At 61.2% G+C, this 20,553-nt stretch carries 13 protein-coding genes; 11 read left to right on the top strand and 2 right to left on the bottom strand.

Annotated features, from left to right (window positions below):
* Positions 1 to 7 precede the first annotated feature (7 nt).
* From JIN81_RS01650 to JIN81_RS01680, 7 genes are all read left to right on the top strand, one after another.
* On the top strand, positions 8 to 1,789 hold the full coding sequence (locus JIN81_RS01650; protein WP_200275646.1) for an ABC transporter ATP-binding protein: 1,782 nt from the start codon (positions 8 to 10) through the stop codon (positions 1,787 to 1,789).
* Between the two features lie 126 nt (positions 1,790 to 1,915).
* On the top strand, positions 1,916 to 2,803 hold the full coding sequence (hisG, locus tag JIN81_RS01655) for an ATP phosphoribosyltransferase (RefSeq protein WP_200275648.1): 888 nt from the start codon (positions 1,916 to 1,918) through the stop codon (positions 2,801 to 2,803).
* A gap of 39 nt (positions 2,804 to 2,842) precedes the next feature.
* Positions 2,843 to 2,947 carry an AURKAIP1/COX24 domain-containing protein gene (locus JIN81_RS01660; protein WP_200275650.1) on the top strand — a complete coding sequence of 35 codons (105 nt, stop codon included), beginning with the start codon at positions 2,843 to 2,845 and terminating at the stop codon, positions 2,945 to 2,947.
* 168 nt (positions 2,948 to 3,115) lie between these two features.
* Positions 3,116 to 4,450 (top strand): tetratricopeptide repeat protein, encoded by a 1,335-nt coding sequence (locus tag JIN81_RS01665; protein WP_200275652.1) that lies wholly within the window; start codon positions 3,116 to 3,118, stop codon positions 4,448 to 4,450.
* A gap of 55 nt (positions 4,451 to 4,505) precedes the next feature.
* The gene (locus JIN81_RS01670; RefSeq protein WP_200275654.1) at positions 4,506 to 5,186 is read left to right on the top strand and encodes a L,D-transpeptidase family protein; all 681 of its coding nucleotides are present in this window, start codon (positions 4,506 to 4,508) and stop codon (positions 5,184 to 5,186) included.
* Positions 5,187 to 5,274: 88 nt separating this feature from the next.
* A complete protein-coding gene (locus tag JIN81_RS01675) occupies positions 5,275 to 7,512 on the top strand; it encodes a PAS domain-containing protein (protein WP_200275656.1) in 2,238 nt (745 codons plus the stop codon).
* A gap of 52 nt (positions 7,513 to 7,564) precedes the next feature.
* Positions 7,565 to 7,954: a response regulator gene (locus tag JIN81_RS01680; RefSeq protein ID WP_200275658.1), complete on the top strand. Its 390-nt coding sequence runs from the start codon at positions 7,565 to 7,567 to the stop codon at positions 7,952 to 7,954.
* Positions 7,955 to 7,957: 3 nt separating this feature from the next.
* Here the strand turns inward: JIN81_RS01680 and JIN81_RS01685 are convergent, their stop codons facing one another.
* Positions 7,958 to 11,302 carry a sulfatase gene (locus tag JIN81_RS01685; RefSeq protein WP_200275660.1) on the bottom strand — a complete coding sequence of 1,115 codons (3,345 nt, stop codon included), beginning with the start codon at positions 11,300 to 11,302 and terminating at the stop codon, positions 7,958 to 7,960.
* A 165-nt stretch (positions 11,303 to 11,467) separates the two neighbouring features.
* Here JIN81_RS01685 and JIN81_RS01690 point away from each other — a divergent pair, with 165 nt between their 5' ends.
* The 4 genes from JIN81_RS01690 to JIN81_RS01705 are packed head-to-tail and all read left to right on the top strand — an operon-like array spanning position 11,468 to position 15,439.
* Positions 11,468 to 12,463: a sugar-binding protein gene (locus JIN81_RS01690; protein ID WP_200275662.1), complete on the top strand. Its 996-nt coding sequence runs from the start codon at positions 11,468 to 11,470 to the stop codon at positions 12,461 to 12,463.
* Positions 12,460 to 13,953: a sugar ABC transporter ATP-binding protein gene (locus JIN81_RS01695; protein ID WP_200275664.1), complete on the top strand. Its 1,494-nt coding sequence runs from the start codon at positions 12,460 to 12,462 to the stop codon at positions 13,951 to 13,953. The genes JIN81_RS01690 and JIN81_RS01695 overlap by 4 nt, the downstream gene beginning before the upstream one ends.
* Positions 13,950 to 15,059 carry an ABC transporter permease gene (locus tag JIN81_RS01700; RefSeq protein ID WP_200275666.1) on the top strand — a complete coding sequence of 370 codons (1,110 nt, stop codon included), beginning with the start codon at positions 13,950 to 13,952 and terminating at the stop codon, positions 15,057 to 15,059. Before JIN81_RS01695 ends, JIN81_RS01700 begins: the two co-directional genes overlap by 4 nt.
* Before the next feature lie 8 nt (positions 15,060 to 15,067).
* A complete protein-coding gene (locus JIN81_RS01705) occupies positions 15,068 to 15,439 on the top strand; it encodes an RNA-binding S4 domain-containing protein (protein ID WP_200275668.1) in 372 nt (123 codons plus the stop codon).
* Between the two features lie 26 nt (positions 15,440 to 15,465).
* Here the strand turns inward: JIN81_RS01705 and JIN81_RS01710 are convergent, their stop codons facing one another.
* Positions 15,466 to 20,472 (bottom strand): beta strand repeat-containing protein, encoded by a 5,007-nt coding sequence (locus JIN81_RS01710; protein WP_200275670.1) that lies wholly within the window; start codon positions 20,470 to 20,472, stop codon positions 15,466 to 15,468.
* Positions 20,473 to 20,553: the final 81 nt, after the last annotated feature.

A 20,553-nucleotide genomic window follows, 5' to 3' on the forward strand; every position in this document is an offset into this window, starting at 1 on the left:
CGTCCCGATGCCGACACACGGGGAGACGAAGGAGGAAGGGAAGATGAAACCGGGCGCGGCTTTGGCGTGGCTCTGGACCTACTTGTCTCCGCACAAATCGATCTTCATTCCCTCGCTGTTGGCCCTGTTCATCACGGCCGGGTTGGCCTTGGTGTTTCCTTTCCTGCTGAAGGATCTGATCGGGGATCCGGCGGATGCGTGGAAGGAAGGGGTGAATGTGGAGCACGTGAAGGAGGGCCTGGACCGCAATCTGAAGTGGCTGGTGGGCGCGCTGTGCCTTCAGGCATTCATCGGTTTCTGGCGGGTGTTGGGATTCATGAAGTCCGGTGAGGGCGCCCTGAACGGGCTTCGTCGTGATCTCTTTTCGCATCTTCTGAAACTGCCGGTTTCCTTCTTCCAGGATCAGCGGGCAGGGGCCCTGAGTAGTCGGGTGGCGGCGGATCTGACCATCGTGCGCGAGACGCTCATGAGCACGGTTCCGCAAGCCGTGAGGCAGATCGTGATTCTGGTGGGTGGCTTGGCCGCGGTATTCTGGTTCTCGTGGAAGCTCGCCTGCGTGATGCTGGCCTGTGTGCCGGTGGTGGTGCTGGCCGTGGCGGTTTTCGGGCGCAAGGTGAGGAAGCATTCGCGGGCGGCGCAGGACGCGCTCGCGGAGTCGGGCACGGTCATCGAGGAATCGGTCCAGAGCATTCAGGATGTGAAGGCCTTCGGAAACGAGGGTTTCGAGGAGCGCCGGTATTCGGGAGCCTTGGACGAGTTCTTTGGTGTGACGATGCGTGGTGCCTTGGCTCGTGCAGCGTTCCTTTCGTTCATCATTCTGGTGATGTTCGGAACGATTGCCGGAGTGGCGTGGTGGGGGGCGCACTTGCTTGTCCGTGGCGATGTGACCAACGAGGAATTCGTCGGCTTCATCCTCTTCAGTATCTTTGTCGGTGCGTCCTTGGGGTCCTTTCCGGAGATCGTCTCGCAGTTCCAGGCGATGAGTGGGGCAACTGAACGCATCCGCGAAATTCTCGATCATGATATCGAGCAGGGTGGCACGCGCCGGGCCGAGCTTCACGGGGCGCTTGCTTTCGAGAATGTCGGGTTCGCCTACGCATCCCGTCCGGACCGCCTGGTGCTGGACGGAGCTTCCTTTGAGGTTGAGGCCGGACAGCGTGTTGCCTTGGTTGGGCCATCGGGTGCGGGCAAGTCCACGGCGATGTCCCTGATTCTTGGTTTTCACCGTCCGAACGAGGGGCGTGTGACCTTCGATGGGGTGGATGCCACGGAGTTCTCGCTCGGATCGCTGAGGGGAGAGATGGCGGTGGTTCCTCAGGAGGTCCTGCTTTTCGGAGGGAGCATCCGCGAGAATATCGAGTATGGGCGTCCGGGAGCGACCATGGAGGAGGTCGAGGCTGCGGCACGGGATGCCAATGCGCATGAGTTCATCAGCGCGCTGCCCGAGGGCTATGAGACGCTGGTCGGACCCCGTGGGGTGAAGATTTCCGGAGGGCAGCGCCAGCGGATTGCAATCGCCCGGGCCGTCCTTGCGGATCCGAAAATCCTGCTGCTGGATGAGGCGACGAGTGCGCTCGATGCCGAGAGTGAACGTCTGGTCAACGAAGCGCTGGAAACCCTGATGAAGGGGCGGACAAGTGTGGTCATCGCACACCGACTCTCGACGGTGCGCCATGCCGACCGGATCCTGGTCATCAACCACGGTAAGGTCGCGGAAAGCGGGACCCACGAGGAATTGATGGCACAAGCCGGGACCTATCGTTTCCTGGTGGAGACCCAGCTCAGCTGAGGTGATGTGGCCGAGTGGCTTCCGGGTGGGGGAGTCCCGGGAGTGCAGGCTGTGGATTTCCGCGATTTCGGGACAAAACTTCCCTTGCGCTCCCAAGGATCTGCGGCTATCTCCGCCGCCCGCGCGATGGCAGAGGAGCAATCCAAATCCCTGAAACTGGCAATCCCGAAAGGAAGCCTGGAGAAACCGACTCTCGATCTACTCGAGAAGGCCGGCTACAACATTTACGTTTCGTCGAGAGGGCTGCGTCCTTCATCGGATGATGCGGATCTCGATTTGTTCCTCATACGGGCCCAGGAGGTGGGTCGCTACATCGGCCAGGGTTTCCTCGATTGCGGGATCACCGGGCTGGACTGGGCCACCGAAGCGGGAACGGAGTTGGTCGACCTGGCTGAGCTGCCGTATTCGCGTGCGACGGTCCGCCCTACCAAGTGGGTGCTGGTCGTGCCGGAAGATTCACCGATCCAGAAGCCGGAAGACCTCGAAGGAAAGCGCATCGCCACGGAAGGCGTGGGCATCACCCAGCGCTATCTCGCCGAGAAGGGGATCAAGGCCGACGTCGAGTTCTCTTGGGGAGCAACCGAGGTGAAGGTGCCCGATCTTGTCGATGCCATCGTCGACGTGACCGAAACCGGATCGTCGATCAAGGCCAACAAGCTGCGCATCGTCGACACCCTGCTGACTTCATTCCCCCACTTCTACGCCAGCCCGGAAGCGGCGGCTGACAAGTGGAAGCGTGAGAAGATGGAGCGCATTTGCCTGATGCTGAAGGCGGCACTGGATGCCCGCGACAAGGTGGGCCTGAAGATGAACCTACCGGAAGGTCAGCTCAAGCAAGCGCTGGACAAGCTTCCCTCCCTCCGTCGCTCGACGGTCTCACCCTTGGCTGAAGACGGCTGGGTGGCGATCGAAGTGGTGATCGAAGAGAAGGTGGTCCGCCACATCATTCCGGCTCTGAAGGAGCTGGGTGCCGAGGGCATCATCGAGTATCCGCTCAACAAGCTCGTTTCCTGAATTTCCTAGCAACAACCGTAACCACAAACTGCAACGATCATGGGTTCGCTCAAAAAGCGCCGTAAGACGAAGATCAGCAAGCACAAGCGCCGTAAGCGCATGAAGCAGAACCGCCACAAGAAGCGGCTCCGCTACAAGTCCTGACGCTCCGGCGTTGAGACTCGCTTGTTGACTGAAATCAACGCAAATCACCATCGGGGATCCAGTTCGCTGGATCCCTCGTTTGGCGTACGGTCATCGGGCGGATTTTGGTGTGGGTGGATCGGGCGATTCGAATTGATGTGTCGGGCGGGGCGGTAATGATCGGGGCTGATGCGTGTCCTGTTGCCAATCATCCTCTCCCTGCCGCTTCAGGCCGACCCGAAGGCGGAGTTCGCCCGTGGGGTGCTGGAGGAAGCGAGGGGGGGGTCCGGAGCACCGTGGTTCGATCGGGCCTACGAAGAAGATCCGGAGGCGTGGCCTCTCGTGCGGCGCAGGGCGACCCGGCTCTTCGAGGAAGGAGACATTGCCGGAGCATCGACGCTCTATCGCGAGTATGCGTCGGGACACCCCGAGCGTCTGGAGGTCCAGGTGACTTATGCGGATTTCCTCCGCGAGAGCTCTCCTGGGGATGACTTCGCGGCCAAGCTTGCCGGTGAGGTGCTGGAGAATGCGCTGGAGCAGCATGGCGATTCATTGCCGGTCATCCGACGGCTTTTCCGCAGCTACGAGCAACGTGGCATGAGGGAGGATTCGCTGCGCTTGTTTGACAAGGTGGCAGCCGAGGAAGGTTCGAGTGCGGCCCTCGCCGCGGCGGAAATGGCGCGGACGCTTTTCCCTGGCGATGATCTGGAAGCGCGCGCCAAGATCGATGGGGTCTATCTGCAGGCGTTGGAGCGCTCGCCGGAGGATGCGGTGCTGGCGCGGGCGGCGAGTGAGCATTTCCGGCGCTCGGGACGTCTGGACGAGGCGGTCGAGGTCCTACGCAAGCATGCGGAGGCGGCGCCTGCCTCCCTCGATTTGCGGGTGCGTTTGGGAATTTTGTTGTTCGCGGCGAAGAAGGAGGAGGCGGGTGAGGCTTGTCTCAAGGAAGTGCTGGCGATCGACCCCCGGCAGGCCTTGGCCCATCAGACGCTCGCGAAATTCTATCGTCGTCAGGACGATCCGGAGCGGGCGCGTCCACATGCGGTCCAGGTGCTGAAGATCCGTGGCGGGGATGCCGATGAGTTCCTGGAACTGGCGGACGAGCTCATGGAGCTCGAGCGCCCGAGGGACGCGCGGCTTTTGCTGGAGAAGGGGCTGTTTGATCACCCCGAGGATCCCGACATGGCGGTCAAGCTGGCGATTGCGACCCAGGAGGACGAATCGACCCGGGACCAGGCGGCCTGGAGGTTCCGCGAGGCGGAATCCTTGTCGGGGGTGGACGGTCCGGCGACGGAACCGGGCTTCCAGTTGGCCTTTTCCGAGCATCTTCTCGAAACCGGCCAAACCGAGGCAGCGGAGACCCGGCTGAGGGCGGCGATCAAGGCGTATCCACCGGAAGCCAAGGGAGAAACCGCCGCCGCGCTGAGGCGATTGGCGGGGATCTGGCTGGAGGACGGACGCAATGAATCGGCGGCGAGGGCGCTTCTCAAGCGGGCGGAGGCCCTCGATCCGGAGGGGAAATAGTGGTCACGCCCGGGGATTGCACAATTCGGATTCGTCCGGTATAGACCCGCGCTTCATGTCCAAGACTCCCTCCAAATCTTTTGTTTACCGCCTGGTGGCTCCGGCCATGGCTCTGGGTGGGGCGCTGTTTCTCGCGAGCTGTGCTACCGACACCGGCTACACGCTGGGCCCGGACGGCAAGCCTTACGACAAGGACGGCAATGCGATCAATCCGTTCGAAGAAGGAACTTACGAGCACTTCAAGGCGGAGCCCGGATACCCCAAGACATCCAACGTGTGGAAGAACGATGAGGTGCTGGCCAGAACGAGCGCTGAGAATTCCAGCCTTGTCATCTCGATCCCGCTTCAGCGTGGCTTTCTCATGAATGGTGAGGAAGTGGCGATCGACTACCCGGTTTCGACCGGTCGCAAGTCGCACCCGACTCCCACGGGGGAATACAAGATTCTCGAGAAGGAAGCCGAGAAGCGCTCGAATGCCTATGGCAAGATCTACGATGCCGAAGGCAATGTGGTGAATTCCGATGCGGACTCCCGCAAGGATGAGATCCCGGAAGGTGGCAAGTTCGTCGGAGCATCGATGCCCTACTGGATGCGTCTGACGTGGGACGGTGTGGGTCACCACATCGGCCGGGTGCCGCGCTACCCGGCCTCTCACGCGTGCATCCGCGGTCCACGCTCGGTGATGCCCACGGTCTTCAAGAAGACCAAGTTGGGCACTCCGGTGGTGGTCGAGTAAGGCGGCTCCTGCGACGGGTTGCCTCCGCCCTGACTGCGGTTCTTCCTTGGAAGGCCGGTCGTTTCCGTGTTCTGATGTTTCAATCGGAATGGAGGAAAACGATGTCGGCGTTGGCAGAAGTCAACTCGTGGGGGTGGAACGGGCCCTTCGGGTCGCTCTGGCATTCTGTGGCATCCTCGCGGTCCTCTGGTTGGCCCTGGGGGAGTCGTCGGCTCCATCGCGTGCCGCGGCCGGTGCCGTTGGGGCACTGGCCATCACCAGTCTTGCCTGGCAGCAGCGACGTCGTGCGGGGGATGCCAGCCGGGAGGCTGAGATTCTCGCCCAGCAGCTGGTCGATGAGCGGCAAAAGATCGAGCACGATTTCGTCCGTCTGCGTGAGGAATACGAAATTCTGGAGCACTACTTTGAGACGGTGATGAACAACATCCCGGCCAACCTCTACTTCAAGGATGAGGATTCCCATTTTCTGAAGGTGAATCAAGGGATGGCGGAGTCGTTCGGATGTTCTCACCCAGCCGATATTCTGGGCAAGACGGACCATGATTTCTTCGGTCCCGAGCACGCGGATCAGGCATTGGCCGACGAGAGGCAGATCCTCGCCACGGGGAAGGGGATCGAGGACAAGGTGGAGTTCGAGAACTTCGCCGATGGCAAGGTGGGCTGGGTGCTGACGACCAAGCAACCTTTCCGCAATCGGGCGGGCGAGATCATCGGCACCTTCGGGATGTCGAGCAACGTCACCGAACTGATGGAGACCCGGAACACGCTCGAGAAGGAGCGCAACATGCTGCGTTCCCTGATCGACAGTTTCCCCGACAGGATCTTCGTGCGCGACCCGGGCCGTCATTATCTTGTCGTGAACAAGGCGATGGCCGAGTGGGTAGGGGCTTCTTCGCCCGAGGAGATGCTCGGGAAGCGCCCTGATGATTATTTCCCGGAGGCCCTGGTGAAGTCCGGGGCGCGCGAGGACCTGAACCTGCTTGCTACGGGAACCCCCGTAATCAACCGCGAGTGGAAGCTCCGCGGGCAAAAGGGCGAGCGGAGGATCGTGGTGACTACCAAGGTCCCGTGGGTTGATGCCGAAGGGCGGTATCTGGGGATCGTTGGGATGGACCGCGATGTGACCGAGGAGCGGCGTGCCAAGGCCCTGCTCGAGAAGACCGAACAGAACCTCCAGGAGTTGATGGATAACAGCCCGGCGGTCGTTTACATGAAGGATGTTTCGGGCCGCTACCTCATGGTCAACCGGGGCTATGAGGAGTTGTTCGGGCTCGACCGTGCGGACGTGCTGGGCCGCACCGATCATGACTTCATTGCCGACCCTGAAGCCGCGGACCGGTTCCGGGACAGTGATCTGAAGGTTCTCGAGAAGGGCAAGTCCATCCAGATGGACGAGCGCCTCTATGTCGACGGCGAGCCACGCTGGTATGTCTCGGTGAAATTCCCCTTGTTCGACGCGAGTGGCCGCGTCCACGCCACGGCGGGGATCTCCACCGACATCACCGACCGCAAGGAAGCGGAGCAAGCGATGGGCCAGCTCAACGAGGAGCTCGTGCTGGCGAATGACAATCTGACCCGCGCTCATGAGCAACTGATCCAGGCGGAGAAGATGGAGTCGATCGGCAGGCTGGCATCCGGCGTGGCGCACGAGGTGAAGAATCCGCTCGCGATGATTGGCATGGGGCTGGAGCTTCTTGCCCGCAGGATTCCGGAGGACGACGAAACGGGCCGCGAGACGCTGGAGCGGATGAAGCGAGGGATCGAACGGGCGAAGACGATCATCAAGGGGCTGGTCGATTTCTCGTCGGCACGGCAACTCGAGCGTCTGCCGGTCAACCCCAATCAGGTCATTCGCGATTCCCTGGCACTGGTCGACTATGAGCTCCGCAAGGGTGGGGTGAAAGTGATCGAGGACCTGGCCGATGAATTGCCGGAGATCAAGATGGACGCCACCAAGATCGAGCAGGTGCTGGTCAACCTGCTGATCAATGCCATGCATGCCATGGGTGCGGGCGAGATCGTGGTGAGATCGCGGCAGGGCCGGCTCGTGGGAAGCGGGCGCGATGAAGGGGCGAGGACGGCGGGCCATCTCCGTGAGGGGGATCCCGTGGTCTTCATCGAGGTTGAAGACTCGGGTCCCGGAATCGACCCCGAGAACCTGAGTAAACTCTACGATCCGTTTTTCACCACGAAGCCCACGGGGATGGGAACGGGGCTGGGTCTTTCGGTTTCCCGGAAGATCATCGAACTGCACCAAGGGACGCTGGATCTTGAGAACCGGGAAGAGGGAGGAGTCCGTGCGACCATCGTACTGAAGGTGACATGATCGGAACCGTCTTCGCTTGCTAGGGTTTGCCGAACCGCGTTAGAACTAGGTTATGAGATCCACTCGAATTCTGATCATTGATGATGAGCCTGACTTCACGGCCTTGCTGAAGGCCAATCTCGAGGAAGCAGGGGACTTTCTCGTTCGGCAGGTCAACGATTCCGAACTGGCGGTCAAGGCGGCTCATGAGTTTCGTCCGCACCTGTGCGTGATCGATGTGGTCATGCCGGGGATGGATGGCGGTGACATCGTCGCCAAGTTCCGCGAAGATCCGGATCTCAAGAAGGTGCCGGTGATGATGTTGACGGCCTTGGTCGAGGAGAATCCGGAGAGCACGGACGGGGAGACCCAGACCGGCGGGTTGCCCTTCGTGAGCAAGACCTCCGATTTTGAAACCATTCTGGCCTGCATCGAGAAACATCTCGAGGAGCACGACCGCTGAGATCTACTTCAGGGTCACCCGGAAGAACATCCGGTCGCTGCCTCCCAGCGCACTGACATCCAGACTGGTGGACGAGCCGGTGACGTCCGCCGGGTGGTCGTCCACGACCGTGGACCAACTGCCCGCGGCGAGGGTGGTGGATGACTCAATGTGGTAGAGCGCCCCGGGTTTCGATGGCCAGGTAATCATGAGGTTTCCATCGGCCCCGGATGGAGTCGCCTTGAAGAAGCTGGTTGGGTTCAGTGGGTCGGTCCCGGTTCGGAGTTCGTCGCCATCCAGGGTGCGGTCGCCGTCGCTATCGTCACGGTCGGGGTCGGTTTCACCCGTGTCGATCAGACCGTTTCGGTTCGGATCCTCATCATTGTCGGGAAGGCCGTCGAGATCGAGATCGACGCCGGGAAGAACGGGCATGTCATAGGGATCGTCTGTGCCGCCCGAACTGAAGGTCGGCCATTGGGCACCGGCGTCGTGCAAGGCGCGTGCCATCCTCCGGGCCATGCCCATGACCCGATCCGGTTCGGAGGCCGCGAGATCGGTCGCCTCCGAGATGTCGTTGGCGAGGTTGTAGAGTTCGTAGCTGTTCGAGGCGTAGTTGTAGATGAGCTTCCAGTCTCCCTCGCGGAGAATGGTGAAGTAGTCCGAGCGATGATCGTGGGGAAAGTGAATGAGGAGTTGCTGGGGACGGTGCTCACCGGGTTGACCACGGAGGTAGGGGGTGAGGTCGTGCCCATCGATGTCCTGCCCGTGTGAAATGCCGACCACTTCGGCCATCGTCGGGAACAGATCGAAGATGGCGACAATGTCGTCTTCACGGCTTGCCGCGGGAATCGGCAGGGCGGCTTGGAAGGGATTGCCCGGATCAGGAGTGGCCCAGGCGATGAGGAGCGGTTCGCGGATTCCTCCTTCGTATTTGGATCCCTTCTTGTGGCGGAGGGGGGCGTTCGAGTCGTTGACGTTGGCCGTCGGGGCGTCCCCTCCGTTGTCGGACGTGAAGATGATGAGGGTGTTCTTGGCCACCTCCGGGCTGAGGTTGGCCATCATGTCGGCGAGGGATTTGTCCATGCCCTCGATCATGGTGGCGTAATTCAGTTCCCCCCCGCTCAGGGTCGGGTAGTTCGCACTGAATCGGGTGTCCTCGGTGAAAGGTGAGTGAACCGCGTAGTGAGCCATGTAGGCAAAGAAGGGGGCGCCATCGTCGATGCTTTCGTTGATGGCCTCGTTGATCTCAAGGGTGAGTGCTTCGGTGAGGAAAGTCCCGGTATTGTGGTAATCCTCGAGTCCGGGGACGGGCCTTGAGCCTCCCTGACCGTAATCGCCAAGGTAGGATCCGGGATGGCCGATTTCAGAACCCGCGATGTTCACGTCGAAGCCGACATTCAACGGGTCCTTGGCGTAGTCGGTGGCCCCGAAGTGGGCCTTGCCTGCATGGATCGTCCGATACCCGGCCTGCTGCAGCAGGGATGGGAGGGTGGTGTGGGTGTCGGGCAGTCCGCTGCGGATCCAGTCGGTCGGCGAGCGGTGGCTGGGGGTGGAGTTCTGGGAGGTTTCGGTGCCGGCCGGATTCGTCCAGTTGGTCACGTGGTGCCGGGCGGAGTTGATGCCGGTGATCCAGCAGTTCCGCGACGGCGTGCACACCGGCATGGCGTAGGCATTGGTGAATTTCATCCCGCGGGCGGCGAGTGCCTCCATGCCGGGGGTGCGGTAGCGCTGGTTGAGCGGGGTGACGACGGCATTTCCACTGGAGTCATAGTAGAATGGCACGGAAGTGTCCTGCCACCCCATGTCGTCGACGAGGAAGAAGATGATGTTCGGGCGTTCGGGGCCAACCCCGACGCGGATGGTTCGGGAGGTGATTTCTTCTCCGAGGGTGGCGTGCAGGGTGAACTCGGTGGTCTCGTTCAGGGTGAGTTGGAGGCTGCCGATGCCGGCGCTGGTCAGGGCTGCCGCATCGATGTTCCCCGGATCAAGGGTCAGGGTGTCGAAGGCGGGGGCGTCCCACGAAAGGGTCACCGTGGAGCCGGGTGCGACATAGTGGTCGTCGGCGGAGAAGTCCGTGATGACCGGTGGGTTCGGCGGGTCCCCTGCGACGATGACCAGCCCGTTGATCGCGCTGCGCGTGTCGCCTGAACCGGGGTTGCCCGTCAGGGTGAACGACGTTCCGCTCAAGCCGCTGATGATGACGAAGTTTCCTTCTTCGACGAACGTTCCACTGAATACCGACGAGTCGAGAATGGTGGCGGTTTGCGCACCGGTCCCGTCGTCGATGGTGTAGTTCATGGTGCGACTGGACGAATTGGAATCGCCGTAGATGACCGCGTGATAGCCGCCGTTGGTGATGCTGGGTGGAAGGTTGCTGACGGTGAAGGCCTCGCTCTGCTTGAATCCATACCATCCCTCCATCATCACCCAATCCTTGTTGGCTCCTCCCCAGCCGTTGGAAGTGAACCCGCTGAAGCCGGAATTGACGGCCAGGGTCGCTCCGGACGCAGCACCCTTCGCCGTGGTCAAGGGGAGACCGGTGAAGTTCAGGCCGCTTCCTCCTCCATTGCTTACGTTGTTCCAGTGGCTGTTCGAGGTGTCGACAATCCCCCCCTGACTGAGCGGAGTGGCGCCATCGGCCATGGCGGTGGCGGTGGTCGTCCCATTGTGCATCGCCACCTGGATGCGGTCGCTGGCGGGGTGGTCGAGCGATACGATCTGGAGGCCGGTGATGCCACCGCGGCCACTGGAGGCATCCATTTCCAAGGTCAGGTCGCTCGCCGTGAGTCCCCGGAACACCATGAGATTGGAATCCGCAGGTTGAAGGGTGGCGTCATGGTAGAGGCCTGACCAGGTCGAGGCATCGGTGCCGGTCTGGGAAGTTCCATTGACGGTGATGGTGTGGCTGCGGTTGTTGTCGGAAGTCTCAAAGTAGACGTAGAGGTCGTAGCCGGGGGTGGTGAAGTCGGAGGACAGCGATTTGATCTCGAGGTCGCCGACATCGCCCGCGTCCGGATCCCATGAGATGTAGGACGCCATCATGTCGCGGTCGCCACTCTTCGGCGCGCCTCCATTGACGGCATTGGTGAAGTTCACGTAGGCCGAGGACAGGACGAAATCGAGCGTGGCGGCACTCGCGTTGCCGGCATCGTCTGTGAGCGGGTTGACAAGGTTGGCGGTGGTATCGAGGTGGCTGAAACCAAATTGGTTCCAGTGCGTCCCGTCCACCGGAATGACGCCAGCCGTCTCTCCGGGGTCGACCTGGTTGTTGTCGGCGGAACTCGCCGAGTTGTCCCAGAAGTTGATGCTGATGGTCCGGGCGCAAACCGACGTGATCAGGGCGAGGCCGAGGTAGGAAAAGAGTCGCATGGATTTCGGGGAATATGGCTGCGGGAGGATGCCTTGGCAAATCAGCATGTTGCGATGGGGTGAGAGCTCAGGGGGGAATGGGGGATCGGTCGAAATCCGAAAATCGTCAGGAGGACTTGAAATCCGCTCGACGGCCAAGGAGCGCTTCGTTTGGCTGTTCGGACCATGAGAAACACGCGATGGATGGGTTTGGCGGCGGTCGTTTGTGCTGCGGGGCTGGCAGGCTGTGGCAAGAAGGACGAGGGGCCATCCTATGCCTTCGTGACCAATGGTGTGGCCTCGTTCTGGGACATCGCGAAAAGCGGAGCCGAGGCCGCCGGGCAGGAGCTCGGGGTGGACGTGACCGTGCTGATGCCCAATGGGGTGGTCGAGCAGAAGCAGATGATCGAGGACCTCGTGATCCGCGGTGCGGATGGCATCGCGATCAGCCCGATCGACCCTGACAATCAAACGGAGGTGATCAATGAAGCGGCGGCAGCGACGAACCTGATCACGGCGGACTCCGATGCGCCGAAGTCGGACCGGATGTTCTACCTCGGAGTCGACAACTACGAGGCGGGTCGGATGTGCGGCCAGTTGGTCAAGGAGGCGCTGCCGGATGGGGGCAAGGTGATGATTTTCATCGGCAGGTTGGAGCAGGACAATGCGAAGCGCCGTCGCCAGGGGGTGATCGATGAATTGCTGGATCGGAGCATGGATCCGACGCGCTTCGACCCACCTGCGGAGGTGCTGAAGAACGACAAGTATGAGATTCTCGGAACGCTGACCGACCAGTTCGATCGGGTGCGTGGCAAGCAGAACATGGATGACACCCTGACTGCCCATCCTGATCTCGGATGTGCGGTGGGCCTGTTCGTGTTCAATCCACCGCTGATCCTCGAGTCACTGAAGAGTGCCGGGAAACTCGGTCAGGTGAAGGTGGTTGGTTTTGACGAGGCCGACGAGACGCTGCAGGGGATTCTCGACGGTCACGTTCACGGAACCGTGGTGCAGAATCCGTTCGAGTATGGGAAGCGTTCCATTGAGATCCTTCACGCTCTGAACCAGGGGGACACGTCGGTGGTGCCGGAGGATGGTTTCATCAATGTGCCGGCGCGTCAGATCCGGAAAGACACGGCGGAAGCCTTCTGGGCGGACCTGAAGTCCAAGTTGGGTGAGTGAGCGCGTTGCTGGAGCTTCGTGGGATTGAGAAGCGTTTCTCCGGGGTTCACGCCCTGAAGGCGGTGGACCTGCATGTCGACGAGGGTGAGGTGCTCGCCCTGCTCGGTGAGAATGGCGCGGGGAAGAGCACGCTGATGAAGATCCTCGCCGGCGTGCAGCGGGCTGACGGCGGGGAGATCCGCGTGGGTGGTGAGGTCCGGAGTTTCCGCTCGGTCGCGGAGGCTCTTGAAGCGGGCGTTGCCCTGATTCACCAGGAACTCAATCTGGCCGAGAACCTCGATGTGGCAGCCAACGTGTTCTTGGGACGGGAGCCATCGCGATGGGGGGTGATCGATGCGGCCCGCATGCATCGGGAGGCGGGGACTTGGCTGAAGAAGGCGGGGCTTGAGATCGACCCGTCGACCGCGGTGAGCGAGTTGTCCATCGGGCGCCGTCAGCAGGTGGAGATTGCCAAGGCGCTGGCGGTCAATGCACGCATCCTCATCATGGATGAACCGACCTCGTCGTTGTCGGAAACGGAGACGCGGAAGCTGTTCGATGTGATCCGTGATCTGAAGGCGAGCGGGGTGGCGATCATCTACATTTCCCATCGCCTCGGTGAGGTGCAGGAGGTCGCTGACCGGGTGACGGTGCTGCGCGACGGGGAGAAGGTGGGTGATCTCGACAAGGAAGGGATTTCCCATGAGTCGATGGTCAGGATGATGGTTGGTCGTGATCTCGATGCCTTTTTCCCGCGCCGTCAGGGCGAGGTGGGTGAGCCTGTGTTGGAAGTGGATGGGCTGAGGACCCTGGCCTTCCCGGCCGAGTCGATGGGGTTCTCGGTAAGGGCGGGTGAGATCGTCGGTATCGCCGGTCTGGTGGGTGCCGGGCGCTCGGAGATGTTGCAGGCCGTCTTCGGGGTGGATCGGAGACTCGCTGGAGAGGTCAGGGTGGGCGGTCGGCTGGTGCGGGGCGGGTCGCCTGCTGAAGCGATCGCTGCAGGCATGGCGCTGGTGCCGGAGGACCGCAAGCGTGATGGTCTGGTGCTGGAAATGGGCGTCGGCGAAAATCTGAGTCTGGTGACGCTCGCCCGGGATGCCTTTCCGGGTGGTTTCCGTCGCGGCTCGGCGGAGCGGCAGGTCGAGAAGGAGATGGGGGAAGCGATGCGGATCAAAACGGCCGGCGCGGGGCAAGCGGTGGGTCGCATGTCCGGGGGCAATCAGCAGAAGGTGGTGATCGGCAAGTGGTTGGCGATGGATCCAGAGGTGCTTCTTCTCGATGAGCCGACGCGCGGCGTGGATGTCGGCGCGAAGCATGAGATCTACGTGCTGATGGAGGCTCTGGCGGAGCGCGGCAAGGCGGTGGTCTTCGTTTCCAGCGACATGGTCGAGGTGCTTGCCATGTCCGACCGGATTCTGGTGATGCACGAAGGGCGCCTGGGTGGTGAACTCTCGCGGGAGCAAGCGAGCGAAGAGGCCGTGATGGCCTTGGCAACAGGAGGAAAGCTATGAAGAAGACTTTGGGAGTATTGATGGTGTTCGTGGCGGTCTGCCTGGCGGCGATCGGGCTGAGCGATGTGTTCTTGTCGGCGGGAAACATCGAGCGGTTGCTGCTGCGGATCGGCCTGTTCAGCATTCTGGCGATCGGGGTTTCCTTCGTGATCGTGACGGGAGGCATCGACCTCTCGATCGGTTCGGTGGTGTGCCTGGTGGGCTGTGGCTTGCCGTGGCTGTTGGTGGAGCAGGGGTGGTCGGTCGGCCTGACCCTGACGGTGCTCTTCCTGGTCGTCGGCTTGATTGGATGGGGGCACGGGATGTTGATCACCAAGCTGAAGCTGCAGCCCTTCGTCGTCACGCTCTGCGGGCTGCTGGTGTATCGCGGACTGGTGCGGGGGGTGACCGGTGACCGCTCGCTCGGCTTCGGCAGCGAGTATGAATCGCTTCGCCAGCTTGCCCAGGGTGAGCTGGCACCATCCCTTCTGTTGGGGGTGCTGGCGGTCGTGCTGGCGGGGGTGGCGGTGTATGGATGGATGAAAGAGCGCCGGTTCCGTGCGGGGGTGGTGGCTTCGTCGGTCGCTGCGGGTCTGGCCGTGCTCGGTGCGGTGCTACTACGTCAGTCGGAGTTCGGCGTGAAATTTCCCTTCGTCATCCTGATGGTCGTGGCGGGTCTGGCCGGAGTCTTTCTGAACCTCACCGTCTGGGGGCGGCACCTGCTCGCATTGGGTAACAGCGAGGAGGCGGCCCGGTTCAGCGGGATTGCGACCGATCGGCTGGTGATCGTGAGCTACATCCTCTGCGCCTTGCTTGCAGGCCTCGGCGGCTTGCTGATTGTGCTCGACGTGGGATCGGCCCAGCCCAGTGACTTCGGCAACTTCTACGAGTTGTATGCCATCGCAGCTGCGGTGATCGGTGGTTGCAGCCTGCGTGGCGGGCAGGGGGCGGTCATCGGCGTGGTGGTCGGCATGGCGCTGATCCAGGTGATCCGGAACCTGATTGTGCTGGTGATTCCGAAATATCAGAATCTGGAATTCGCGGTGATCGGAGTGGTCATTCTTCTCGGGGTGATCGGAGACGAGGTGTTCAAGCGCCTCGCGGAAAAGCGGAGGAGGCTGACGTGATGGAAAGCGTGCGATTGGACAAATGGATGTGGGCGGTGCGCCTGTTCAAGACCCGCGGTCTGGCCGCGCGGGCGTGCGAGAGTGGTCGGGTCAAGGAAGGAGGCCGGATTTTGAAGGCGTCCAGCACACTTCGTGGCGGGGAGTTGATCGAGTTGCCGTTCCAGGAGGGACCGGGCACGCGAGTCGTCCGGGTGACGGGGTTGATCGACCGCCGGGTGGGTGCTCCCCAGGCGCGGGAAGCCTGTGACGACATCACGCCGGAGGATGTAATCGAAGCCCGACGGCTGTGGAGTGCGAACCGCTCCCACCGCAAGGAGGGCGAGCAGGGCCGGCCGACGAAGAAGAAGCGCCGGGAGATCGACCGGGGGTTCTTTGAGTAGTCGCGCGATTTTTTTGCGTTGAGGTTTCAGGCACGGCGGCGGCGAGCCAGTGCGAGACCGCCGAGCAGCACGAGCAGGAGTGACCTGGGCTCGGGGATGATCGTCAAACTCACGACGCCGGGTGTGGCACTGCTCACGGACCACGAGTAGGTCGGGTCAAGGGTGGGCATGGCTCCTAGCTCCAGTCCATTGTCGACGAGAGATCCCGCGTAGGTGGCGAGAGTCCAGGTATCTCCGAGGTTTGCCGAGGTGAAGTCACCGGAACTGGCGGTGACTTGAAGGAGACCGTCGAGGGTGAAGTTGCCAGCGATGGTCATCAGATCATTGATGCCGCCGCCTGGAGTCAGGTCCATGGGGTTCAACTCATAATCGAGGATGCTACTGCTGTTCAGACCGAGGTCGCCCTCAAATCCCAAAGTGCCCGGTGAGTTTCCTGGTGCGATGGTGCCATCGACCAAGGCGTTTCCACCGATAGTGCCTGCTCCTGCTAGGGTCGCAGCAGCAGTCACATTGAGGGTGCCCGTGCCCGTGCCACTCCCTGATCCATTGTTCACGAGCAGGGTCCCGCCATTGATGGTCGTGGTCCCCGTGTAGGTATTGTTTCCAGTCACCTCGAGGGTGCCTGCTCCATTTTTCACCATCGCAGCGGAACCGATGATGGTGCCACTGATGAGGAGATCGGTAGCGCTGCTTCCGGTCGCGTCCTCGACGGTCCAGTTGGAGGTGAAGACATTGCTGACCACGGATGAAACCGTGGATGCGGCTGAGCCGGTGATGAGGAAGTTCGAGTTGTTCCCGGATCTTACGTCTCCCGGCCCGGTGACCGTCGCGCCACGCATCGTCAAAGAACCGAAGTAGTTCTCCCGGGTCATCAAGAGCGTGCCTCCGTTGAGAACGACGGCCTCGCTGTTGCCGGGGTAGCCTCCCAAACCGTGGGCTGTGGCAATCTCCAGCGTTGCCCCGGATTCTACCGTGACGACGCCATTGCCGGTCATGCGGTTTCCGGCAAAGGAGCTATTGTTGAGCCTGAGGGTGCCGCTGTTGACGTTGATGATGTTGGGCAGGGAAACGCCACCGGCGGTGGACGTGATGACCCCCGAACTGTTGATGTTGAGGACTCCATTGCCGGTGATCCCTCCACTCAGAGTCAATGAGCCGGAGCCCTCGATGTTCATGGTGCCGTTGTTGGCAACGAGGTTGGCGAAGTTCGAGCCATTCGCGAGGTCGAGTTCAAGGGTGCCGTCATTGGTGATGGCGCTAGCCCCACTGATGGAGCCAGTGGTCCCATCGCCAATATGCAGTGTTCCTCCTGAAATTGTGGTGGCACCGGTGAAGGTATTATCGTTCGTCAGTGTCAGTGTTCCGGTGCCGGATTTGGTGAGGGTGGAGGCCCCGCCAATCCCATCGCCTGTGAGGGAGTAGGAGGTGGTATTGTTGAACAGGACGGCTGCCGGGGTGATGGTGCCGTCCAGATTCACCGCATATTCGGTCGCGGTGTCATCAAACTCGACCACATCGTAGGTGTAGAAATTCGAGGTGGTTGAGTTGCTCTTCAGAGCGAAATTCGAGGTGGTTTCGACGTTCCAATCCGCCGAAGTGCTCCCTTTCCAGACGACGCTGTCGATGGAATCGATACGGAATTTCACTGCTGTGTTGGCGACATCATCGACCAGGGAGACACCGTAGTGGGGGTTCGGGAGGGCAGCTGCGGTGAGTCCACCGAAACCAGCACCCTGGATGGTTCCGTCGTAGTCGATCACCGTGAATTCGTCATTCACGAAGACTTGTCCGACTGGAGCAATGCCGAGGCTGTGACCTCCCACCGAGCCGGTGGTGAGTCCATTCGAGCCTGATACGATGACCTGATCCGCAGAAGCGCCCACGCGGAAGAGCGAGGAGGAGCCCGCTTGAAGTTCGAGGGTCTGGAAGGTCGCGGTTCCGGTCGTCAGGGGGGTGCCCGCCCGCAGTGTGCCACCATTGGCGACGATGACGCTGGAGACGCCGGTTGCCGAACCGTTCGAGTAGAGCGTTCCACCATTCACAACGGTGTCGCCCGTGTAGGTGGAATTGGTTCCATCAAGGACAAGCGTTCCGGAGTCAACCGAGAAGCCGCCGACCCCAGAGAAATCACCGCTCAGGGTGATGGTGTGGGCTCCTGCTTGGAAACTGGTATCTCCGTTCGTGCCGGTGAATTCGATGTTGCTGGATGAAGACCAACTGCTTGACCAGTCGTAGCCTGATACGGTTGACGACGAAGTGGTGCCGACGGTGCCGCCACCGAACTGGATCAGGTAGCTGCCGTTGTTCCGGATGCCCCATTGACCGATATTGAGTATGCCGCCAGTGAGGGTGAGGGTCTCGGTGCCGCCACTCGTGCTGCGGCCGTCGACGGTGAGCGATGTCGTGTTGACGGTGCCCCCGGAGATGTTGAGGTAGCCGGTTCCATCGATACCGAGCATCAGGTTGGCCTGCCCTTCATTGTTTGGATTCGTGACGGTATCGGGCTGGCTTAGGCTTCCGCCTGAAACGTTGATTGATGAATCGGAGTTACCCCAGTGACCGATCCGGACGTCGTTAGTCACGAGTACATCGCCAGCAATCAGATTGGAAACATGGGGCTGGTTGCCGTTGTTGCCGAGTTCCCAATCGTCGAGCTGCAAGGTGCCGCCAGCTCCGTTGCCGAGGTTGATGTTGGTTGTGCCTCGTCCCAGGTCGAAGCCGCCATCTGCGAAGGCCGAACTGGAGTTGATGTTCAGTGTGGCATTTCCCTGCACCCGGATCGTTCCACCGGTGAGGTTGAGATCGCCATTGATCGTCGTGGTTCCATTCGAGATAAAGAGACCGCCATTGAGGTTGGTGTCACCATTGATGACAAGGGTGCCGCCATCGCTGGTGGTCAGGCGTCCGTCACCAACGATGTCGGATTCGACGGTCGTGACGAAACCGGTCCATGTGTGGAAACCGCTGTCACCACTGGCAATGGTCACCCCACGATTGGCCGCGATATTGAGGTTTACACCTCCGCTGGAGGTTCCCCCTTGAATCCGTCCGCCCCCTTGCAGGATGATGGCATCTGCGGTTGCGGCGCCGGATACGGTACCGAGGGACGAGTCGTCCGCGATGCGCAGGATACCTTGCGAAACCGTCGTGGACCCCGAGAAACCTGTGTTCCCGGTTGAATTGATGACCAAGTTGCCAGAGCCGGTTTTTTCCAGATTGTGGGTCCCGATGATGGCTCCGTTGACTACGCCGGTGGCATTGGTCCACGTGGTAAGGCGGCTATCACTTTCGAGTGTGATGTCTCCGTTGAGGCTGGTGTTTGTATTGAAGCGGATTGCCCCTAGGTTGCCTGCACCCTCCGAGGTCCCTATTCCGTTGATGGAAACGTTGTTCGTCAGGGTACCACCGGAGATCCAGAGTTGCCCCCCGGATTCGACGGTGACGTTGCCGGTGCCGAGGCGGTTGCCTCCGGAGCTGTCGACCGATACTCGAGCCCCCCCAATCGAAACATCCCCGCTGAAACCGGAAAGATCCCCGCCAGCGGTGAGGGATGGGTCGGAGCTTCCACTGCCTTCGAAGCGCAGCTCGCCGTTTCCAACGATCGAGTGTTCCAAAGCATAGCCTCCATTGGCATTGGAGAAGGTCAGCGTGCCGTCATTGATACTGATGCCTCCCATGAGCCCAGAGTGGTTCTTGAGAAGGGTGAGCTCTCCGCTGCCGCTCTTGGTGATGCTGCCATCTCCTGAAAAAGTCCCCTCAAACGTATTGTTGGAGCCGTCAGATCCGATGGTGAGGTCGACCCCACTGTTGATGCTTGCGGTGCCAAGTCCACTGATCTGGTTGAAAGACTGATTGGCTGCGAGGGTGATGGTGTCGTTGAGTGTGACGAGACCACTGATGTTGTTTGCCGCGCTGCCGAGGGTGATGTTGCCTCGAGTCGTTAGGTTGGTGGCAGAAATGGCTGAGTTGATCACCAAGGCGTCGTCCGCACGCAGAAGCCCCAGCCCTCCGGAAAGATTGAGCGTTCCACCGGACAGTGTGATTTGACCGTTTTTGACCCAGACGGCGTCCGCAGCCTGCGAACCGCTCAAGGTGATGGTGTGGCTATTGATCCCATCAGTCCCAGCTGAGAAGACGGCTGCATGACCCGAGGTCCAGCCCCCGGTGGAACTCTCGCCGGTCGGATCGCTGCTCCAATAGCTGTCGGAGCCCCATGTGCCATTCAAGGTTCCAGCGCCGGTGTCGCCCGCGCCTGTGGCCGCACCATTGACGTCCCAGTGGCTGAGCGTGCCCGAGTAGGTGTTCTCGATCTGAAATCCAGCAATGGCGGCCCGGCCTGGGCTGCTCTGAAGAGCGCTGATGGAGAGGGTTCCGTCGGGACTCGCCGCATCCTCGATCCGCAGGTAGTTGTCGCTCTCGGTCAGGGTGTCGGCCCCCGACCAGTTGCTGGCGGTCCATGAGTTGTTGCTGTCTGCAACCGAGATCGTGCCGCCCGCGCCGTCGCCGATGTAGAAGTTCCCACCGACGGAGACCGCTGACATGTTGGCGGGACTTCCCTGATCGGTTGCATGGATGATGTAAAGATCCTGGGTGAGGAATGGGGAGATGATATCCACGGACCAGCCGCCACCATCATCGAGGTAGCCCCTGGTCAGAGCTCCATTTTCGGAGGTGGCAGTCGCTCCTCCCGAGGCTGAGCGCCAGGTGTTGTTGGAGGTCCAGGATGATGAAAAGCCGCTAACAACAGATCCGCTATCATCCACGACGGTTCCTGCCGCCAGCGAGCCGTTGGCCCCAGTGCCATTGTTCCAGAATTCTCCAGAGATAGGAATCGCTCCCGCGCTGGCGGAGCCCGCGCTAGTGTCAATCGATCCGTTGCTCTCGTTTGCTGCGAGATTGACGCTGATGGTTTGGGCTGGGGCGATGCTCCAGTGGGCGGCCAGCAAGGCCCCCGGGACGTAGACGGTGCATGTCCTCAGCGCAGCGCGAAGGAGCCTTCCTCGGTGGGAAGTGGGGTCAGAGGGGGAGTTCATGGTTCTGAGTGGCAGGAGAGCCGCATAAATCGAGCCAAAAGTGCAATAAAGTTCTTCATTGGGGTGCGAGATCGCGCCCAA

The organism is Haloferula rosea (assembly GCF_016595525.1).
GTDB lineage: Bacteria > Verrucomicrobiota > Verrucomicrobiia > Verrucomicrobiales > Akkermansiaceae > Haloferula > Haloferula rosea.